The sequence below is a fragment of the Pleomorphomonas sp. T1.2MG-36 genome, assembly GCF_950100655.1.
Lineage (GTDB): Bacteria > Pseudomonadota > Alphaproteobacteria > Rhizobiales > Pleomorphomonadaceae > Pleomorphomonas.
This window is the reverse complement of record NZ_CATNLY010000012.1, coordinates 526,540-543,871: the sequence shown is the minus strand read 5'-3', so window position 1 is coordinate 543,871 and position 17,332 is coordinate 526,540. Positions and strand designations below refer to the sequence as shown.

Annotated in this window: 14 protein-coding genes; 5 read left to right on the top strand and 9 right to left on the bottom strand. The window is 65.5% G+C overall.

Annotation, left to right across the window (positions count from 1 at the left end; translation table 11 throughout):
* Positions 1-144: 144 nt before the first annotated feature.
* Together QQZ18_RS09415 and QQZ18_RS09410 are read left to right on the top strand one after the other, a co-directional pair.
* Complete coding sequence (locus QQZ18_RS09415; RefSeq protein ID WP_284540395.1) at positions 145-1,818, top strand: formate--tetrahydrofolate ligase; 1,674 nt, start codon at positions 145-147, stop codon at positions 1,816-1,818.
* A gap of 113 nt (positions 1,819-1,931) precedes the next feature.
* Entirely contained in the window at positions 1,932-2,318 is a 387-nt protein-coding gene (locus QQZ18_RS09410; RefSeq protein ID WP_284540393.1) for a winged helix-turn-helix transcriptional regulator, read from the top strand.
* Between the two features lie 16 nt (positions 2,319-2,334).
* Here QQZ18_RS09410 and QQZ18_RS09405 read toward each other — a convergent pair whose 3' ends face one another.
* From QQZ18_RS09405 to QQZ18_RS09395, 3 genes are all read right to left on the bottom strand, one after another.
* Positions 2,335-2,643 (bottom strand): PilZ domain-containing protein, encoded by a 309-nt coding sequence (locus QQZ18_RS09405; protein WP_284540391.1) that lies wholly within the window; start codon positions 2,641-2,643, stop codon positions 2,335-2,337.
* 98 nt (positions 2,644-2,741) lie between these two features.
* Positions 2,742-3,671: a carbohydrate kinase family protein gene (locus QQZ18_RS09400; RefSeq protein ID WP_284540389.1), complete on the bottom strand. Its 930-nt coding sequence runs from the start codon at positions 3,669-3,671 to the stop codon at positions 2,742-2,744.
* Positions 3,672-3,768: 97 nt separating this feature from the next.
* Positions 3,769-5,037, bottom strand: a complete 1,269-nt coding sequence (locus QQZ18_RS09395; protein WP_284540387.1) for a D-amino acid dehydrogenase — start codon at positions 5,035-5,037, stop codon at positions 3,769-3,771.
* Positions 5,038-5,289: 252 nt separating this feature from the next.
* Here QQZ18_RS09395 and QQZ18_RS09390 point away from each other — a divergent pair, with 252 nt between their 5' ends.
* On the top strand, positions 5,290-5,880 hold the full coding sequence (locus tag QQZ18_RS09390; protein WP_284540385.1) for a DUF1131 family protein: 591 nt from the start codon (positions 5,290-5,292) through the stop codon (positions 5,878-5,880).
* A 98-nt stretch (positions 5,881-5,978) separates the two neighbouring features.
* On the opposite strand, the gene xylA is transcribed toward QQZ18_RS09390, so the two are convergent.
* The 4 genes from xylA to QQZ18_RS09370 form a co-directional block, all read right to left on the bottom strand.
* On the bottom strand, positions 5,979-7,295 hold the full coding sequence (gene xylA / locus QQZ18_RS09385; RefSeq protein ID WP_284540383.1) for a xylose isomerase: 1,317 nt from the start codon (positions 7,293-7,295) through the stop codon (positions 5,979-5,981).
* Positions 7,296-7,332: 37 nt separating this feature from the next.
* Positions 7,333-8,796, bottom strand: a complete 1,464-nt coding sequence (gene xylB / locus QQZ18_RS09380) for a xylulokinase (protein WP_284540381.1) — start codon at positions 8,794-8,796, stop codon at positions 7,333-7,335.
* A 48-nt stretch (positions 8,797-8,844) separates the two neighbouring features.
* Positions 8,845-9,867, bottom strand: a complete 1,023-nt coding sequence (locus QQZ18_RS09375; protein ID WP_284540379.1) for a LacI family DNA-binding transcriptional regulator — start codon at positions 9,865-9,867, stop codon at positions 8,845-8,847.
* Positions 9,868-10,044: 177 nt separating this feature from the next.
* On the bottom strand, positions 10,045-11,430 hold the full coding sequence (locus QQZ18_RS09370) for a M20/M25/M40 family metallo-hydrolase (RefSeq protein WP_284540377.1): 1,386 nt from the start codon (positions 11,428-11,430) through the stop codon (positions 10,045-10,047).
* 707 nt (positions 11,431-12,137) lie between these two features.
* On the opposite strand from QQZ18_RS09370, the gene QQZ18_RS09365 reads away from it, so the two are divergent.
* Both QQZ18_RS09365 and QQZ18_RS09360 read left to right on the top strand, forming a co-directional pair.
* On the top strand, positions 12,138-12,848 hold the full coding sequence (locus QQZ18_RS09365; RefSeq protein ID WP_284540375.1) for a helix-turn-helix transcriptional regulator: 711 nt from the start codon (positions 12,138-12,140) through the stop codon (positions 12,846-12,848).
* A 158-nt stretch (positions 12,849-13,006) separates the two neighbouring features.
* The gene (locus QQZ18_RS09360; RefSeq protein ID WP_284540373.1) at positions 13,007-14,653 is read left to right on the top strand and encodes a helicase HerA-like domain-containing protein; all 1,647 of its coding nucleotides are present in this window, start codon (positions 13,007-13,009) and stop codon (positions 14,651-14,653) included.
* Between the two features lie 54 nt (positions 14,654-14,707).
* Here the strand turns inward: QQZ18_RS09360 and QQZ18_RS09355 are convergent, their stop codons facing one another.
* Both QQZ18_RS09355 and malQ read right to left on the bottom strand, forming a co-directional pair.
* Positions 14,708-15,172, bottom strand: a complete 465-nt coding sequence (locus QQZ18_RS09355; protein WP_284540371.1) for a GNAT family N-acetyltransferase — start codon at positions 15,170-15,172, stop codon at positions 14,708-14,710.
* A gap of 16 nt (positions 15,173-15,188) precedes the next feature.
* Complete coding sequence (gene malQ, locus QQZ18_RS09350) at positions 15,189-17,174, bottom strand: 4-alpha-glucanotransferase (RefSeq protein ID WP_284540369.1); 1,986 nt, start codon at positions 17,172-17,174, stop codon at positions 15,189-15,191.
* Positions 17,175-17,332 lie beyond the last annotated feature (158 nt).

Here is a 17,332-nt window from a genome sequence, read left to right as displayed (position 1 = left end):
GAGGGGCAGGGGCCGTCTCGCCGCCCAGAAAAGACGAGATGCCCGGTCGAGACAACAGAAAAGTCGGATCCGGCTACATCTTTTCACTTACCGGAGGCTGGATGGCGGAGTGGCCGTCGGTCGCTGGAAACCACGAGTGCGCCCATGCTTGACGACATCGAGATTGCTCGCGCTGCCCGCCTCAGGCCGATTGGGGAGGTGGCGGATCGTTTGGGCATCCCCGGCGACGCACTCATCCCCTATGGCCGCCACATTGCCAAGATCGAGCATGGCTTCGTGTCCGACGCGCGCCGTCGGCCGCGCGGCAAGCTGGTGCTGGTCACTGCCATCACGCCGACGGCGGCTGGCGAGGGCAAGACGACGACCACCGTCGGCCTGGGCGACGCGCTCTCCCGGCTCGGCCGCAGGACGAGCATCTGCCTTCGCGAACCCTCGCTCGGTCCGTGTTTCGGCGTCAAGGGCGGGGCGGCCGGTGGCGGTCATGCGCAGGTGGTGCCGATGGAGGCGATCAACCTCCACTTCACGGGCGATTTCCACGCCATCACCTCGGCCCACAATCTTCTGTCGGCGATGATCGACAATCACATCTACTGGGGCAACGAGCCGCGCCTCGACGGACGGCGCATGACCTGGCGCCGCGTCCTCGACATGAACGACCGCATGCTGCGTCACCAGGTCAACGGTCTCGGCGGCAGTGCCAACGGCTTTCCCCGCGAGGACGGCTTCGACATCACCGTCGCCTCGGAGGTGATGGCGATATTCTGTCTGGCGACCGACCTTGCCGATCTCGAGCGGCGTCTGAAACGCATCGTCGTCGGCGAACTCGATGCCCGCTCGTATGCGACGGCCGACATGGTCAACGCCGGCGGCGCCATGGCCGTGTTGCTGAAGGATGCCTTGCAGCCCAACCTCGTGCAGACGCTGGAAGGCACGCCGGCCTTCGTTCATGGCGGCCCCTTCGCCAACATCGCCCACGGCTGCAACTCGGTGATCGCCACCGAGACGGCGCTTGGCCTGTCCGATATCGTGGTCACCGAGGCCGGCTTCGGCGCCGATCTCGGTGCGGAGAAGTTCCTCGATATCAAGTGCCGCAAGACGGGGCTTCAGCCCGACGCGGCCGTGCTGGTCGCCACCATCCGCGCGCTGAAGATGCATGGCGGCGTCGCCAAGGAAGATCTTGGGATCGAGAACGTGGCGGCCCTGGAAGCGGGCTTTGTCAACCTCGACCGCCACCTGCATAACCTGCGCAAGTTCGGCCTCGACGTGATCGTCGCCATCAACCGCTTCGGCAGCGACACCGACGCCGAAGTTGCCCGTCTCGGCGCGCTGTGCGCCGAAGCCGGCGCGCCGGTGGCCCTCGCCACCCATTTCGCCGATGGCGGCCGGGGCGCGGAGGATCTGGCGCGGGCGGTTCTGGAGGTGCTCGATGCGCCGCGGAGCCGGCCGTTCGGTCTGCTTTATCCCGACGAGATGCCGCTTGCGGCCAAGATCGAGACCGTGGCCCGCGAAGTCTATGGCGCCTCCGCAGTGGAATACGATGGCCGTGCCGCGCGCAAGCTGGCCGAATACGGCGAGCGCGGCTTCGGCAACCTGCCCGTCTGCATCGCCAAGACGCAGTCCTCCTTCAGTGCCGACCCCCAACGCAAGGGCGCGCCGAGCGGCCATGTCCTGCCGGTGCGCGACGTGCGTCTGGCTGCCGGAGCCGAGTTCGTCGTTGCCATATGCGGAACAATCATGACCATGCCGGGTCTGCCGCGCGTGCCGGCCGCCAATCGCATCGGTCTCGACGCGGAGGGACGGGTGGTTGGCCTGAGCTGAGGCACGCACGCTCTTGTGATGAGGGGCGCGGCGGTTTGCGCTTTCGCGACAGGGGCTCAGCCCCTATTTCAAGGAATAACAGTATACTTTTCGGATGTGATTTGGAGAGTGCGATGTCTTTCGACCTGGGGCCTGAGTCCGCGCAGTCAGGCCGGCTCAACTGTTCGGTCGAGCTGCAGGAGTACCTTACCGTTGTCCAGCGTGGCCTCAAGGCCATTACCGGCAAGTGGAAGGGCGAGATCATGTGCCTTCTCTCGGAAGGCCCGAAGCGCTTCAACGAGCTGAGAAGGGGCATCCCCGGGGTGACCCAGCACATGCTGGCGGCGCAGTTGCGCGATCTTGAGAAGTCCGGCCTCATCATTCGCCACGACTACGAGCAGGCGCCGCCGCGCGTGGAGTACGAGCTGTCGGATGCCGGCAAGGCGCTGCGCGCCGTCGGTGATGCGCTGCACGACTGGGCAAAGGTCTACACGCCGGATTTCGAGCCCAACAGGCACTGATCCCTTCGCCGCCCGCTCACATGAAGCGGAAGCGGGCGTGCCTGGGATCGTGGCTTTCGTGGATGTAGATCGGGTCGCCGGTGAGTTGCAGCCCGAGCTCGTTCTCGCGCCGCCACATCACTTCGGCCCGACGCAGGGACTGTTCCGTCGGGTCGAAGATGAAGAAGTCCTGCGGTATCTCGCGGGCATGGTCGCAACGGATGCGCATGCCGCCCGAACTGGTGTCGCGCACGACGCAGTCGACGATATAGCGATAGTCGCCATAGACGATCTTCGCCGCTCTCAGCGTCCTCCGCCTGACTCCATTTCTCTGTTCAACCGACATCGCACATGTCCCACCTGTCGCAGGAATGTTCGCAGTCACAGGTTAAGATTTGCCGAAGCCCGCAAGCTCGTCGTGCGCAGGAGCTTTGCGCCGAACGACTATTCCTTGAGTTCGGCCCGCCACGGCGGGTTGGCGCCGGCACGCGAACAGGTGATGGCGGCGCAGCGCGTGCCGAAGGCGAGGGCGGCGGCGAGTTCGTCGCGGCTGATCGCCTCCAGTGCCGGCCGTGCGATTCGACCCGCTTCCTTGAGCGCCACCAGGAACGAGCCTTGGAACGTGTCGCCCGCGCCAATGGTGTCGACCACCTTGGTGGCGGGGGCCGGAACCTCGACGCGACCGGCCGTCGCGTGCCAGGCGATGACGCCGTCACCGCCGCGCGTGACGATGACCAGCGCTGCCCCGCCGGCCAGAATCTCCTGGGCCTTGGCTTCGAAGTCGTTGCCGCCGAACAGGAAATCGAAGTCCATGTCCGACATACGGACGATGTCGGCCGTTTTGGCGAACTCGGCCATGCGCGCCGTATAGGCGGCCTTGTCGTGCGTCAGCGTCGGCCGGCAGTTGGGATCGAAAGACAGCGTCGTCTTGCCCTTCGCCGCCTTGAACATCGCAAGATACTCGGATGCCACCGGCTCGTTGATCAACGTGGTCGATCCGACGTGCAGCACCTCGATGGCGGGGAAGGGGATGCTGCCGGGCTGGTAGGTCCAAAGGCGCGCGGCGGTCGTCTCGTCGTAGAAGGCATAGTGCGGCTCGTTGCCCACGAAGCGGACAAAGGCCAGCGTAGTTTCGTCGTCGGAGCGGCGAACATAGCGAAGCGACGCGCCCGAGGCCGCCAGATGATCGGCGATCATCGTTCCGAACATGTCCGAGGAGATGCCGCCGACGAAGCCGGTGAGCGCGCCGAGGCGCGACATGGCGACGGCGATGTTGAGGCAGGAGCCGCCGACGGCCGGCACGTAGGCATCCCGGCCGTCGGCCGACTTCACAGGCACGAAATCGATCAGCGCGTCGCCGCAGGCCAGTAACATGTGATTCCCCCGAGTGCTGCTGGGTATTCCGATCTCAGTGCTAGCCAATCGCCGGGGCGGCTTCAATCTCTCCGATGGGCATGGGGGGAACTTCTGATCACGTTGATGGGCGGCTCGTCCGGTAGCGGTCGATCGACAGGTCTTCCGTTTCGATGTCGGGCTTCCGTCCCGAAATCAGGTCCGAGAGGGCGCGCGCGGAGCCGCAGGCCATCGTCCAGCCGAGCGTCCCGTGGCCCGTGTTGAGCGAGAGGTTGGCATACCGCGTGGCGCCGATGATCGGTGTGCCGTCCGGCGTCATCGGCCTCAGGCCCGACCAGTAGCTGGCCGCCTTGAGATCGCCGCAGGGGAACAGGCTGCCGGCGACATGTTCCAGCGTGTCGCGCCGGGTGGGCGGTAGGTCGGCGCTATAGCCGCCGATCTCGGCCATGCCGCCGACGCGAAGCCGACTGCCGAGCCGGGTGAGCGCAACCTTGTAGGTCTCGTCGAGCACGGTGGATACCGGCGCGCGCGTCTCGTCGCTGATGGCGGCGGTCAGCGAGTAGCCCTTCACCGGATAGACCGGCAGCCTGAGGCCGATGTCACGGCCGAGGACGGCCGACCAGGAGCCGAGCGCCAGCACGTAGTGATCGGCTTCGATGCGTCCGTTGGAGGTGATCACCCCACGCACTGCGCCGGCGTCCGCATCGATCCGCGAGATCGAGGTGTCATAGCGGAAGCTGACGCCCAGCCCCTCGGCGATCTTCGCCAGCGCGTTGGTGAACAGGTAGCAATCGCCCGTCTCGTCGAGCGGCAGGCGGAGGCCGCCGACAAAGGTGTCCCTGACCGCCGAGAGAGCGGGTTCGGCCCGCGCTACGCCATCGCGGTCGAGCAGCTCGAAGGGAACGCCATCGGCGGCGAGCACTTCGGTATCCCGGCCGGCGTGGTCGAGCTGCTTCTGGGCGCGGAAGAGCTGTACCGTGCCTTGCGAGCGATGATCGTAGGCGATGCCGGTTTCCTCGCGCAGCGCAATCAGGCACTCGCGCGAGTAGCCGGCGACGCGCAGCATGCGGCTCTTGTTGCGGGTGTAGGCGGCCGACGTGCAGTTCGCGAGCAGAGACAGCATCCAGGGCAGCACATGCGGATCGAGCGTCGGCCGGAGGATGAGAGGCGCGTGCCGCATGAGCAGCCACTTCACCGCCTTGAGCGGGATGCCCGGCGCGGCCCACGGCGTCGAGTAGCCGGGCGAAATCTCCCCGGCGTTGCCAAAGCTGGTTTCCAGCGCCGGACCGGGCTGGCGATCGTAGACGGTGACCTCGTGGCCGGCCTTGGCAAGATAGTAGGCGGTTGTGGTGCCGATGACGCCGGCACCGAGCACGGCAATTTTCATGTGAATATCCCTGCTTCACAAGTTCTGACGCGGTGGGGTGGGGCGCGATCGCCGTCTTGTGCGGCGTCTCTTTCATCGCGCGGCTCGGCCGCCGCATGTGCCTGAAGTCTAGGTAGAAGGCCGGAGTGGGTCCACATGAAAAAGACTGCTGCTGGCGCTTGGGAGGGTTGCGCGAATTCACGGTCCGCACCGGATGTTGTCGGTGCCGTGCCCCTCGCTTCTATCGTTGAGGCGCCTGTGCTATCGAAGGGCATGATTCAAATTCGTGACCTTCTGCGCCTGTCCGGCGTTCTGATGTCGGCGGCCCTTGTTGGCTGCTCCATCCTCGGCTCCGACTCGGACTTCGCACCGCCGCCGTCGCGCGCCGCCACGTTCCGCATCACGTCCGCCGGCGTGCCGGGGCTGCCCCCCGGGACCGCCTTTTCCAAGAAGGCGATCGAGGCGCTCGAACCCGGCTATTCGGTGTCTTCGGTCACCATGGCGACCGAGCAGAGCGAGAGCGTCGCGGCCCTGGCCCTGTTCCGCGACGGCTTGCAGGTGTTGCAGGTGCTGCCCGGCCCCGGCGGGCGTATCGGCGCTGTTCATGGCGTGTCTGAGAGCCTCGTCGGCCCTGGCGGCGAACGCATCGGCATGACCTTCCGCGAGGCGCGCGTCGACCGCGCTTCCTGTCGGGAGGGGCAGGGGAACTGGCTCGGCATGCCGATCTGCACGGCACGCGGAGCCTCCAATGTCACCTTCGTCTTCGCCATTCCCGGCTATATCGCGGCTGGTGCGCTGCCGGACGACGGAACGTTGGCCGGCGCCACGCTGCAGCGCATCATCTGGGTGCCGCCGGTCGAGTGATCCCTCAACGCGGTGTGGTTCGGCGTTGAAATGACATCGAAATGAAAGAGGCCGGGACTGCCCGGCCTCTCGTGTTTCAAGCGACGCTCGCGCGCCGATCAGCAGAACTGGTTGACGAGCGCTTCCAGCTGTTCCTGCTTGCCGCTCTTCGGTTCGGGATTGATGTTGTTCTTGGCAACATAATCCGCGAGATCATCGAGCGAGCGCTTGCCGGCGAGGATGGCCTGTCCCTCGGCGCCCTTCCAGCCCGCGTAGCGGGTCTCGAGGTTCTTGGCGAGGCGGCCGTCCTCGATGATGGCGGCGGCGTTGAGCAGCGCCTTGGCGGCGGCGTCCATCGACGCGGCGTGCGCGATCACCAGATCTTCCGGGTCGAGCGACTGGCGGCGAACCTTGGCGTCGAAGTTGAGACCGCCGGTGGTGAAGCCGCCCGCCTTGATGATCTCCAGCATGGCCAGCGTCAGCTCGGGCACGTTCATGCCGAACTGATCGGTGTCCCAGCCGAGGCGATCGTCGCCGCGGTTGAGGTCGACCGAGCCGAAGATGCCGAGAGCGCTGGCGAGCGCCAGTTCGTGCTCGAAGCTGTGGCCGGCGAGGATGGCGTGGTTCTGCTCGATGTTGACCTTGACTTCCTTCTCAAGACCGTAGGCCTTCAGGAAGGAGTACACCGTGGCGACGTCGAAGTCGTACTGGTGCTTGGTCGGCTCCTTCGGCTTCGGCTCGATCAGGATGGCGCCGTTGAAGCCGATCTTGTGCTTGTAGTCGACGACCATGGTCAGGAAGCGGCCGAGCTGGTCCTGCTCCTGCTTGAGGTCGGTGTTGAGCAGCGTCTCGTAGCCCTCGCGGCCGCCCCACAGCACGTAGTTCTGGCCACCGAGCTCCTTGGTGATGTCGAAGACGTTCTTCACCTGCGCCGCCGAGTAGGCGAACACGTCCGGATCGGGATTGGAGGCGGCGCCCGCCATGAAGCGACGGTGGGAGAACAGGTTGGCCGTGCCCCACAGGAGCTTGATGCCCGTCTCTTCCTGCTTCCTGGCCAGGATGTCGGCGATGGCGCGGACGTTCTTGTTGGACTCGGCGAGCGTCTTGCCTTCCGGCGCGATGTCGCGGTCATGGAAGCAATAGAAGGGCACGCCGAGCAACTGGAACAGGTCGAAGGCCACGTCGGCCTTCACCTTGGCCAGCTCCAGTTCGTCGGAGCCGTTGAACCACGGGCGCAGGAACGTGCCGTTGCCGAACGGATCGCCGCCACCCCAGGCGAAGGAGTGCCAGTAGGCGACGGCGAAGCGCAGATGGTCTTCCATGCGCTTGCCGAGAACCACCTGGTCCTTGTTGTAGTAACGGAAGGCGAGCAGGTTGCGGCTTTCCGGCCCCTCATACTTGACGGGCTTGATGTTGCCCCAGAACGGGTGCGTCATAGTCTTTCCTCTCTTTTTGTAACTCTGATGGGGAAACTCAGGCGAGCGCGTCCCGGACGGCCGGGTAGAGCGCGCGATACTTGGCGTAGCGGTCGGCATAGGCGGCAACGAGCGTCTTGTCCGGCTCGACGGTGCGGGCAACCGGCGGCGGGGTCAGCGTCTCGAACGGATCGTCGCCAGTGGCGGCGATGCGGCCCATGCGGGCGGCGCCGAAGCCACCGCCGTAGTCGCCTTCGGCAGTGATGTCGAGCGGACGGTCGAGCACCGCCGCCATGATCTGCAACCAGGCTTCCGACCGCGAACCGCCTCCGACCGCGAAGGCGCGATCGATGTCGGTGCCGGCGTCGTTGAGCACGCGCAGGCAGTCGCGGAAGGCGAAGGCGACGCCTTCCAGCACCGCCTGCGTCAGCTCGGCGCGGCCGGAGGTGTGGCTGAGGCCGACGAACACGCCACGGGCGGCGGCGTCATTGTGCGGCGTGCGCTCGCCGGAAAGGTAGGGCAGGAAGGTGACGGGCGACGGCTTGGCTGGCTTCGGGTCGAGGCCCTTGGTCAGCTCCGGTGCCGGCGTTTCCAGAAGATGCGACAGCCACTGCAGGCTGTCGGTGGCCGACAGGATCACGCCCATCTGATGCCAGGTGCCGGGAACGGCGTGGCAGAAGGCGTGCACGGCCCCCTCGGTGTTGGGCGAGAAGGAGGCGTTGGAGACGAACAGCACGCCCGACGTGCCGAGCGAGGCGAAGGCGGCGCCGGGTTTGACGGCGCCCATGCCGACGGCGCTCGCCGCGTTGTCGCCACCGCCGCCGGCCACCACCGGCGCCTTGACGAGGCCCCAGCGCGACACCAGGTCGGCGCGCAGATCGCCCGAGGACTCCGTGCCTTCTACGAGGCGCGGCATGTGGTCGAGCGTGAGGTCTGTGGCGGCGAGAAGCTCCTTCGACCAGGCGCGCTTGCCGACGTCGAGCCACAGCGTTCCGGCGGCATCCGACATGTCGGACACATAATCGCCGGTCAGCCAGAGCCGGACATAGTCCTTGGGCAGCAGTACCTTGGCCGTCTTGGCGAACAGCTCCGGCTCATGCTTCTTTACCCAGGCGAGCTTCGGCGCGGTGAAGCCGGGCATGGCGATGTTGCCGGCGATGGCGCGCAGGTCGGGGCAGCGGGCCTCGAGCTCGCCGCACTCGAGGGCCGAACGCACGTCGTTCCAGAGGATGGCGGGCCGGAGCGGCTTGTCGGCCTTGTCGAGCAGGGTCGCGCCGTGCATCTGGCCGGAAAGGCCGATGCCGGCCACGGCGGAAAGCTCCTTGGGATGGCTTGCCTTGAGCTGATCGATGGCGCTTTGCGTCGCGGCAATCCAGCTGTCGCCGTCCTGCTCGGACCAGCCGGCATGCGGCCGCGATACTTCAAGCGAGGCCGAAGCGGTGGCGATGATCTTCTCGCCATCGCCGACGAGAACGGCTTTCACCGACGATGTGCCTATGTCGAGGCCGAGATAGGTGGTCATGGACTCCTCCCAATATTGCTTAAGATCTGGCGTGTTTCGGGGCCGGCGCTACAGGAGATTGTCGCGCAGGAAGATGTCGATGCGGATGCGCTCCTGCTCGTCGATGATCTGCCAGTCCGACGTCAGCGACAGAAGCACGCGGGCAGCCGACCGCACTTCATGACCGGGGTCCTGGTTGATCACCGCGTCGATGGTCCCTCTCACCAACGCTTCGCGGTTTTCCTCGATGAGCTCATGGGCGATGTAGACGATGTCGCGTGCCCGCCCGCTGGCTTCGAGCGCGGAGATGACGCCGGCATTGCCGGCGCCGGCATTGTAGATGCCCGCAAGGTCGGTGTGCTGGCGCAGAAGATCCTCGACCAGCTTGTGAACGCGGGTCGGGTCGTCCCGTCCTTCGCGCAGGGCGATGACGTGAACCTCGGGAAAGTCCTGGGCGATCACCTGTTCGAAGCCGAAGCGGCGCTCGGCGTGGTCGCGCAACGCCAGCGAGCCGGCCACCAAGGCCACCTTGCCGGTCTGGCTCGGCAGAAAGCGGCCGATCAGCGATCCGGCGGTCCGGCCGGCGGCGGTGTTGTCGATGCCGATGAAACGATCGCGCCGGGAGCTTGGAACGTCCGACACCAGTGTCACCACCGCGACCCCGTCGGACTTCAATGCGTTGATCGCCTCGCGCACGGCAGGGTGGTCAAGCGCTGCGACGGCGATGCCCGCGTAGTCATCTTGCCGAATTTCCCTCAACGCCTCGGCAAGGACTTCGCCGTCGAATACGTCGACATGACGAATGTCGAAGCTGGCCCCCTTGTAGGGCAGCCAGTCGCTCAGGCGTTGAATGGCCGTCTCCAGCGCTTCGAAGAACGGATTGTGGCCGCGCGGCAGAACGAAGGCGAAATGGCTGGTGGCCGGCTGCACGCGGCCGGCGAGGCTAGAAGGCGCGTACCCCAGCTGGCGGATGGCGCTTTCCACCTTCTCGATGGTCACCGAACGCACGCCGTCGCGCCTGTTCAGGACTCGATCGACTGTCGCCACACTCACGCCAGCCGCCTCGGCGACCGTCCGCAGGGTGATCTTCATTGAGGGGTCCAGCCTTCCAAATGATTTTTTTCACTCAATAAGGCTATGCAATTCCCTCGTCAATGCGCAATGAGCCGGTTCAAACACTCATCCTTTGAAAGACGGCCCGGGACGAAAGCCACGGGAGCGGCGCGGCTGACGCCGGCAAAAAGCATTGCCGGCGTCGCTTTCAAAGCCTCAGGAGGCGAGGGCGTCGAGGACCCGAACCCACGAGCGAATGCCGCCGTGGTAGCTCGACACCTCATATTTCTCGTTGGGAGAGTGGATGCGGTCATCGTCGAGGCCGAAGCCGATCATCAGGCTGTCCATGCCGAGAATCGACTTGAAATGACCGACCACCGGGATGGAGCCACCGGAGCCGACCAGCGCCGGCGCCTTGCCCCACTCTGCCTCCAGCGCGATGCGCGCCTTGCCCATGGCGGCGCCATCGAGGGCCAGATGAACCGCCGGGCTGCCGCCGTGCTCGCGGAACTCGACCTTGGCGTCGGGCGGCAGCCGATCCGTCACATACTGGCGGAAGGCGACGCGGATCTTGTCCGGATCCTGTCCGGCGACGAGGCGGAAGGATACCTTGGCTTCCGCCGTGGCCGGTAGCACCGTCTTGAAGCCGGGGCCGGCGTAGCCGCCGGCAAGGCCGTTGATCTCGCAGGTTGGGCGCGACCAGATCTTTTCGAGCACGGTGCGGTCGACCTCGCCGGCCGGCGTCGTCAAGCCGGCACCGCCGAGGAAAGCGGCGGCGTCGAAGCCGAGGCTGTCCCAATTGGAACGCAGCTCCGGCGAGATGTCGGTGACGCCGTCATAAAAGCCGGGAACCGTGACGCGGCCCTGGTCGTCGTGCAGGCCGCCGAGTATTTTCGTCAGCACATGCAGCGGGTTGAGGGCTGCGCCGCCGAAGGCGCCCGAGTGGAGGTCGTGGCTGGCGCACCGGAGCGAGATCTCCTCGCCGACCAGGCCGCGCAGCATGGTGGTGACGGCCGGCGTCTTGCGATCCCACATCTCTGTGTCGCAGACGAGCGCCACGTCGACGGAGAGCTCGTCCTTGTTGGCCTCAAGGAAGGGAATCATCGAGGGCGACCCCGATTCCTCTTCGCCCTCCGAGAAGAAGGTGACGTTGACCGGCAGCGCACCCGTCTCGGCGATCAGGGCCCGGCAGGCTTCCAGGAAGGTCATCAACTGACCTTTGTCGTCCTGTGCGCCGCGGGCGAGGATGCGCTCGGTGCCGTCGGCGAGCGTCTTCACCACCGGCTCGAAGGGCGGCGAATCCCAAAGTTCCAGCGGATCGACCGGCTGGACGTCGTAATGCGCGTAGAACAGCACGTGGGGCTTGTCTGGGCCGGCCTTGGTGTAATGGCCGACCACCATCGGATGCTTGGGCGTGGGCCGTACCGACGCATCGAAACCGAGTGCGGTCAGCTCGTTCACCAGCCATGCCGCGGCGCGAGCGCACTCGTCCTTGTAGGACGGGTCGGCGGAAATCGAGGGGATGCGCAGGAAGTCGAACAGACGGTCGAGGCTTTTGGGGAAGTCGGTATCGACGCGGGACAGAACGGAATGAATGGACATCGGTGTCTCCAACCAAGGTAGCCCCTTATAGGCCATTCCTCCTCGATGAGACGAGCCCCGAGAGGTGCAAAGGCGATCATAGGATCGGGAGCAGTGTCCGGCGTAGCCCACGTTTTGGCCGATAGATGTGTCCTGCGACAAGTCCGACTTGGCCGCCGTCGGTATAGAGACATGCCTGCGGGTAAGTTTTTCTACGCGATAGGCTTTACCACCCCCTGTCTTTCCAAAATTCTGGGTGGTAAAATGCATGAGTGTAATCAGAGGGCGTGTTTTCCAATCTGCGGAAATGGAAGGGGGCGGTCAGGTAATTGAAACTGGGTGCGGTGGGTTCATATATGCGGTTGTTTCTCGGATAATACATTTATAATTTTTTATGTAATCTATAGATAAATTTCAAGTCTCAAGTTGATACTGAGAAACAGTCTCGGAAAACTGTCTCAATTCCATTAAAAATGGAGCGATGCGAAAGTTTATATCCGGCCATTAGGTAGGATAAATGAATCCCAGGTGCATTTTTTGCGGGAAATGGCATAACAATTCGTGTGATATTGTCCGCTTTTGCTCGCGGAGCCTTTATCTGGCTTCCAATGTGCTCTAGAAGGAACCTGTTCGGGTGGTCATGCGTTTTAATGCGAAAAGCAGCATAAGGCTGTGAGCGCATATGCCGAACTAACGACCTTAAGGGCGCCTGGAGGTAGGTCGAAACCATGAATACGCCTGATGACATCCTCGCTGACGCAGTCGGTCTCCGCACATATTCGAGCGCGAACAAGATTTTCGAAGTCATCGAGCGCCGCCTTCTGGGGCATGGTGCCAGCCACGTGCTGATCTCCGGCCTGCCGATGCCTGGGCGACCCGTGGAGCCATTGGTGCTCCATATCCGCTGGCCGGACATTCGCTCCGAACGCGGGCAGCTCATCACGATCTCGAAGGGCGATCCCGTATTGGAGCGCTGCCGCGTCGCCCATCGGCCCTGCCTCATCGACGGCGTCAGCATCTCCGGGCATTCCGACCTGGTTGCCGCCGCCGGTCCCGAGGCGTCCGCTCGCATCGTGGCGGTACCGATTACCTCGATCCCGCCGTATCAGGCGGCGGTCATCGGTCTCGGCGAGGCTCTGTCGTTGACGGAACTCGATCTCGTTGCCTTCGACTTCCTCTGCAATCAGGCTTTCCGCCGCCTGAGGGCGCTCGGCTATCTGATGGACTCCCGTCCCGGCGACCTGTCGGCGCGCGAACGGCGGGTTCTGGAGCTGACGGCTCTCGGCATGACGGCCCAGGACATCGCGGAGAACCTCAACATCTCTCAGCGGACCGTGCATGCCCATCTCCAGAATGCCGGCGAGAAACTCGATGCCACCAACAAGACCCAGGCGGTCGTCGAGGCGTTGCGCTATGGGCAGATCTCGCTCGCCAGCTGAAGTCGTTTCGCGATAGCATGGCCAAGGCCCGCCGGTTCGCCGACGGGCCTTTTCGTTGGTGCCTGGAGGAACGCCTCCGTCCTTCGAGGGCGTTGAGAGGGAACCCCGGGCCGGATAAAAGCCCGTTCAGGGCCAAGCGTACCGGGAAGGAGCCGTGCATGCTGGAAGAGGGCAAGGTCTATCTGGGAACGGGCACGAAGCCGGAATATCTGACTCTGAAGCTCGCCAACCGGCACGGTCTCATCACGGGCGCCACCGGCACCGGCAAGACGGTGACGTTGCAGGTGTTGGCCGAGGGCCTGTCGGATGCCGGCGTGCCGGTGTTCTGTGCCGATGTGAAGGGCGATCTCTCGGGAATTGGCGCTCCCGGCGAGGCAAAGGATTTTCTCGAAGAGCGGGCGCGGTCGATCGGCTTCTCCGGGGAGTACCAGCTCAGGGCGGCCCCGGCCGTCTTCTGGGACCTGTTCGGGCAGAAGGGACATCCGGTTCGCACGACGGTGTCGGAGATGGGCCCGCTCCTGCTGTCGCGTCTCCTGGAGCTCAACGAGACCCAGGAGGGCGTACTCAATATCGTCTTCAAGGTGGCCGACGACGAAGGTCTCCTGCTGCTCGATCTCAAGGACCTGCGGTCGCTGCTCGTCTACGTCTCGGAAAACGCCGACGCGGTGGCGACGAGCTACGGCAACGTCGCCAAGGCGACGGTGGGCGCCATCCAGCGGCAGCTCCTGGTGCTGGAACAACAGGGTGGAAATCACTTCTTCGGCGAACCGGGCTTGCAGATCTCCGATCTGATGCAGGTGACCGGGGATGGTCGAGGCGCCGTCAACATCCTGGCCGCCGACAAGCTGATGCAGACGCCTCGCCTCTACGCGACCTTTTTGTTGTGGTTGCTGTCGGAACTGTTCGAGGAACTGCCGGAGGTCGGCGATCTCGACAAGCCCAAACTGGTCTTCTTCTTCGACGAGGCCCATCTGCTGTTCGACGAGGCGCCGAAGGCGCTGGTCGACAAGGTGGAGCAGGTGGTCAAGCTGATCCGTTCCAAGGGCGTCGGCATCTATTTCGTCACCCAGAACCCGCTGGATATTCCCGAGAGCGTGCTCGCCCAACTCGGCAACCGCGTGCAGCACGCGCTGCGCGCCTATACGCCGCGCGAGCAGAAGGCGGTGAAGGTGGCCGCGGAGACCTTCCGGCCCAACCCCGCCTTCGACACCTTCACCGCCATCACCGAGCTCGGGCAGGGCGAGGCGCTGGTCTCCATGCTCGAGGGCAAGGCCGTGCCGTCGATCGTCGAGCGTACCCTGATCAGGCCGCCGTCCTCGCGGCTGGGGCCGCTCAAGGACGAGGAGCGAGCGGCACTGATGGCGGCGAGCCCTCTCGGGGGCGTCTACGATGAGGCGGTCGACCGGGAGTCCGCCTTCGAGGTGCTGAAAGCCCGTGCCAATGGCGCCCAGCAGCGTCGCGAGCCGTTGGATCCACCACGCACGAAGCGCGAGAGCCCCGGTTTCAGCGTGCCCGACTTCGGCTGGAGCCGCAGTCGGCCGAGTGCGCCGGCACCGGACAGCGGCTATGACGAGCCTCGTCGGCCTCGTCTCGACGAATATGAAGGTGCTGCCGAGCGCCGGCGCCGCGAGGAGCGCGAGGAGCGCGAGGAGCGTGCCGCCCGCCGCGATACCTACGGCTATGGAGGCCGGCAGACGGTGGCGGAGGCGGCCATCAAGTCGGTGGTGCGCTCGGTATCGAGCCAGGTCGGCTCGCAGATCGGCCGGGCGTTGGTGCGCGGCGTGCTGGGAAGCCTGCTGAAGTAGAAAGCTTTCCCGAACGGAGACCCTAGCGCCGGCGCCGGCATGATCGGCGTCAGCCTATGCAGATACGGCGTAGACCTTGGAAATCATGCCGGATTGGCAACGATAGGTCCGAAAGTCCATGGCCTCGTAATAGGCAAGACCAAGGGCATTGGTCTCGTCGATCGTGGCATCGATGCTCGCCACCGCTGCGTCTCGGGCTGCCTGTCGCGTGGCCGCGAACAGGGCCTTCCCGAGGCCTTGGCGGCCTGACGCGAGTTTCACATAGGTTCCGATGATCCCCCAGCCCGGCGGCACGTTCCAGCCACTGCCGTCCCTGGCAAGTTTCAGGGATTGAAAGCCCAGAATGACTCCGTCGTCAGATACCGCGACCGAACACTCGATCCGGTCGGGATGGTCGACATAGAACGAGCGCATGTGCCCGGCCGAGCAGGGGCGGTCACTTTTCCAAAGGGCGAGGATTTCCTGAAGGACGATGCTCATGCCCTCGGAATCCGTCGGCTCGGCAGGCCTGACCTTCATGCCGCGCCTCCCTTGTCTACCACCCGGCCGGTGGCTCCTTGCGGGCCGCGACCAGCGTGTCGATCCGCTGGGCGGTTTCGGGTTGAGCGAGCAACTCCTCTAGCGGCGCCTCCATGCGGCGGCGCCAGTTGGGGTGCTCGTTGATGGTGCCGGGCAGGTTGGGTTGCTCCTCCAGCGCCAGGATGTCTTCAAGCGGTGCGAGGGCGATGCGCGAACGTGCCCGTCCGATGTGGCGGAGCGCCGCTTCGACCACCGGGGCCGGCTCCTCGGGCGCCGGGCGCGGCTCGCTGCCGCCGAATGTCGCCCATAGCAGGCCGCGATCCCAGGCGCGTCGCTCGTCTTCCCTTTCGCGATTGGAAGTGGCCGGAAGACGGCCAAGCTCGTCGGCCCAATCGAGATCGCGCCCGGTCCACCAGCCGGCGACGGTGGTGGTGTCGTGGGTACCGGTCATCGCGACGCTGTCCGGCGGATAGTCCTGCGGCCCGATGAAGCCATGATCGAGCGCCCGCTCGAACCATAGGACCCGCATTCCCAGCATGCCCGTGGCATCGATCGCCTCGGCAAAGCCGCCCGGCTTGGTGCCGAGATCCTCGGCCACGATCAGCGCCTTGGCCCGATGCGATTCGAGCGCCGCCAGACGCGTGAGGTCATGGAAGGGATAGGTGAGATAGGCGCCGTCGCTCGACGATCGGCCCTCCGGCATCACCCAGAGGCGAGACAGGCCGAAGGCATGGTCGATCCTGAGCCCGCCGGCCCGGCTGAGAGCCGATCGCAGCGTGGCGATCCAGGGCGCGTAGCCGCTCTCCTGGAGGCCGCGTGGCGAGAAGGTGGTGAGCATCCAGTTCTGGCCGAGAGGGCCGAGCGGGTCAGGCGGTGCACCGATGGTGAGGCCGTCGAGAAGGTGGTCGCGCAGGCTCCAGCTGTCGCTGCCGCCGGTGTGGACGCCGACGGCGAGATCGGCCAACAGCCCCACCGCCATGCCCGCCGCCTTGGCGTGGCCCTGCACGGCGGCAAGGCTCTCGTGGGCCACCCACTGGACGAACAGATGAAAGGTGATCTCGTCGGGGTTCTCGGCCGCGAACTGGCGGACGGCGGCGCCGTCGGGATCGTGAAAGGGTGCCGGCCAGGTTCGCCAGCCGTCGAGGCCGCGCGCCCGGAAACGAAGGTCGAGCGCATCGAAAAGGGCGTGACGGCGGAGCGCGTCGCCTCCGGCGAGACTGTCGCTGACGACGCGCGAGCGAAACTCGGGGCCGAGGGCGTCGAACACCTTCCTGAGCTGGGCGAGGCGCTTTGGCAATGCGCCTTCCCAATCGATAAGGGCTTCGCCATTCTCGCCCGGTGGCAGCGGCGGCAGGCCGACCAGGGCCGGATCTCCCATGGCGCCGTTGAGGAAAAGTCGGCTCGACGGCGAGTAAGGGCTGAAGCCGACGCCATGGCCGGGGAACAGGGCATGGACGGGGTTGATCATCACCACGTCGGCGCCACAGGCGGCGAACTGCTTCACCGCGTCGTCGAGATGGCCGAAATGGCCGAAGGGCTGCGGCACGCGGCCGCGCAGCGAGGGTATCTGGACCGATGGTCCCCAGAGGCGGCGATCGGCGTCGAGGCCGTGACAACGGGGCGGAGCGACCGCGAGCGCCACCTCATGCGCTCCGATGGCAAGACGGTAGTAGCCCGGCTCAGCGATGGGCGGCAGATGGGCGCCCTCGATCCGGAGCGCCTGGCTCGTGCCGTCTTCGGCAACGAGATCGGCACGGGCAAGGCTCAAGGGCAGGGGAATGGGCTGTCCCGCGTCGGCGACGAGCAGGGTCGGCGGTCGCCGCCGCTCTTCCTCGATCTGTGCGAGGCTGAGTGCTATGGCTGCCGCGCTGTCGGCGGGATAGCCGAGCGCGGTCGCAATGGCGCCGAGCGCCTCGTCGCTGACCGTCTGCGGTTTGCCGGCAACGTCCCACCAGTTTCGCACCAGGCCGATTGCCGCGGCGAGCGCGTGAAGCTCGGTCATGTCTGCCTCCCCTAGGCGGCGATGGAGCGGGCCCAAACCGCCGAACCCTTGGCCTGGAGCAGCCGTTCTTCGATCAGGTTGTTTCAACCTGGTCGGCGGGTGCTCTGGACGTTAGCGCATCGTCCGACCGGTGTGAAACGAGGATCGCTCGGATGATG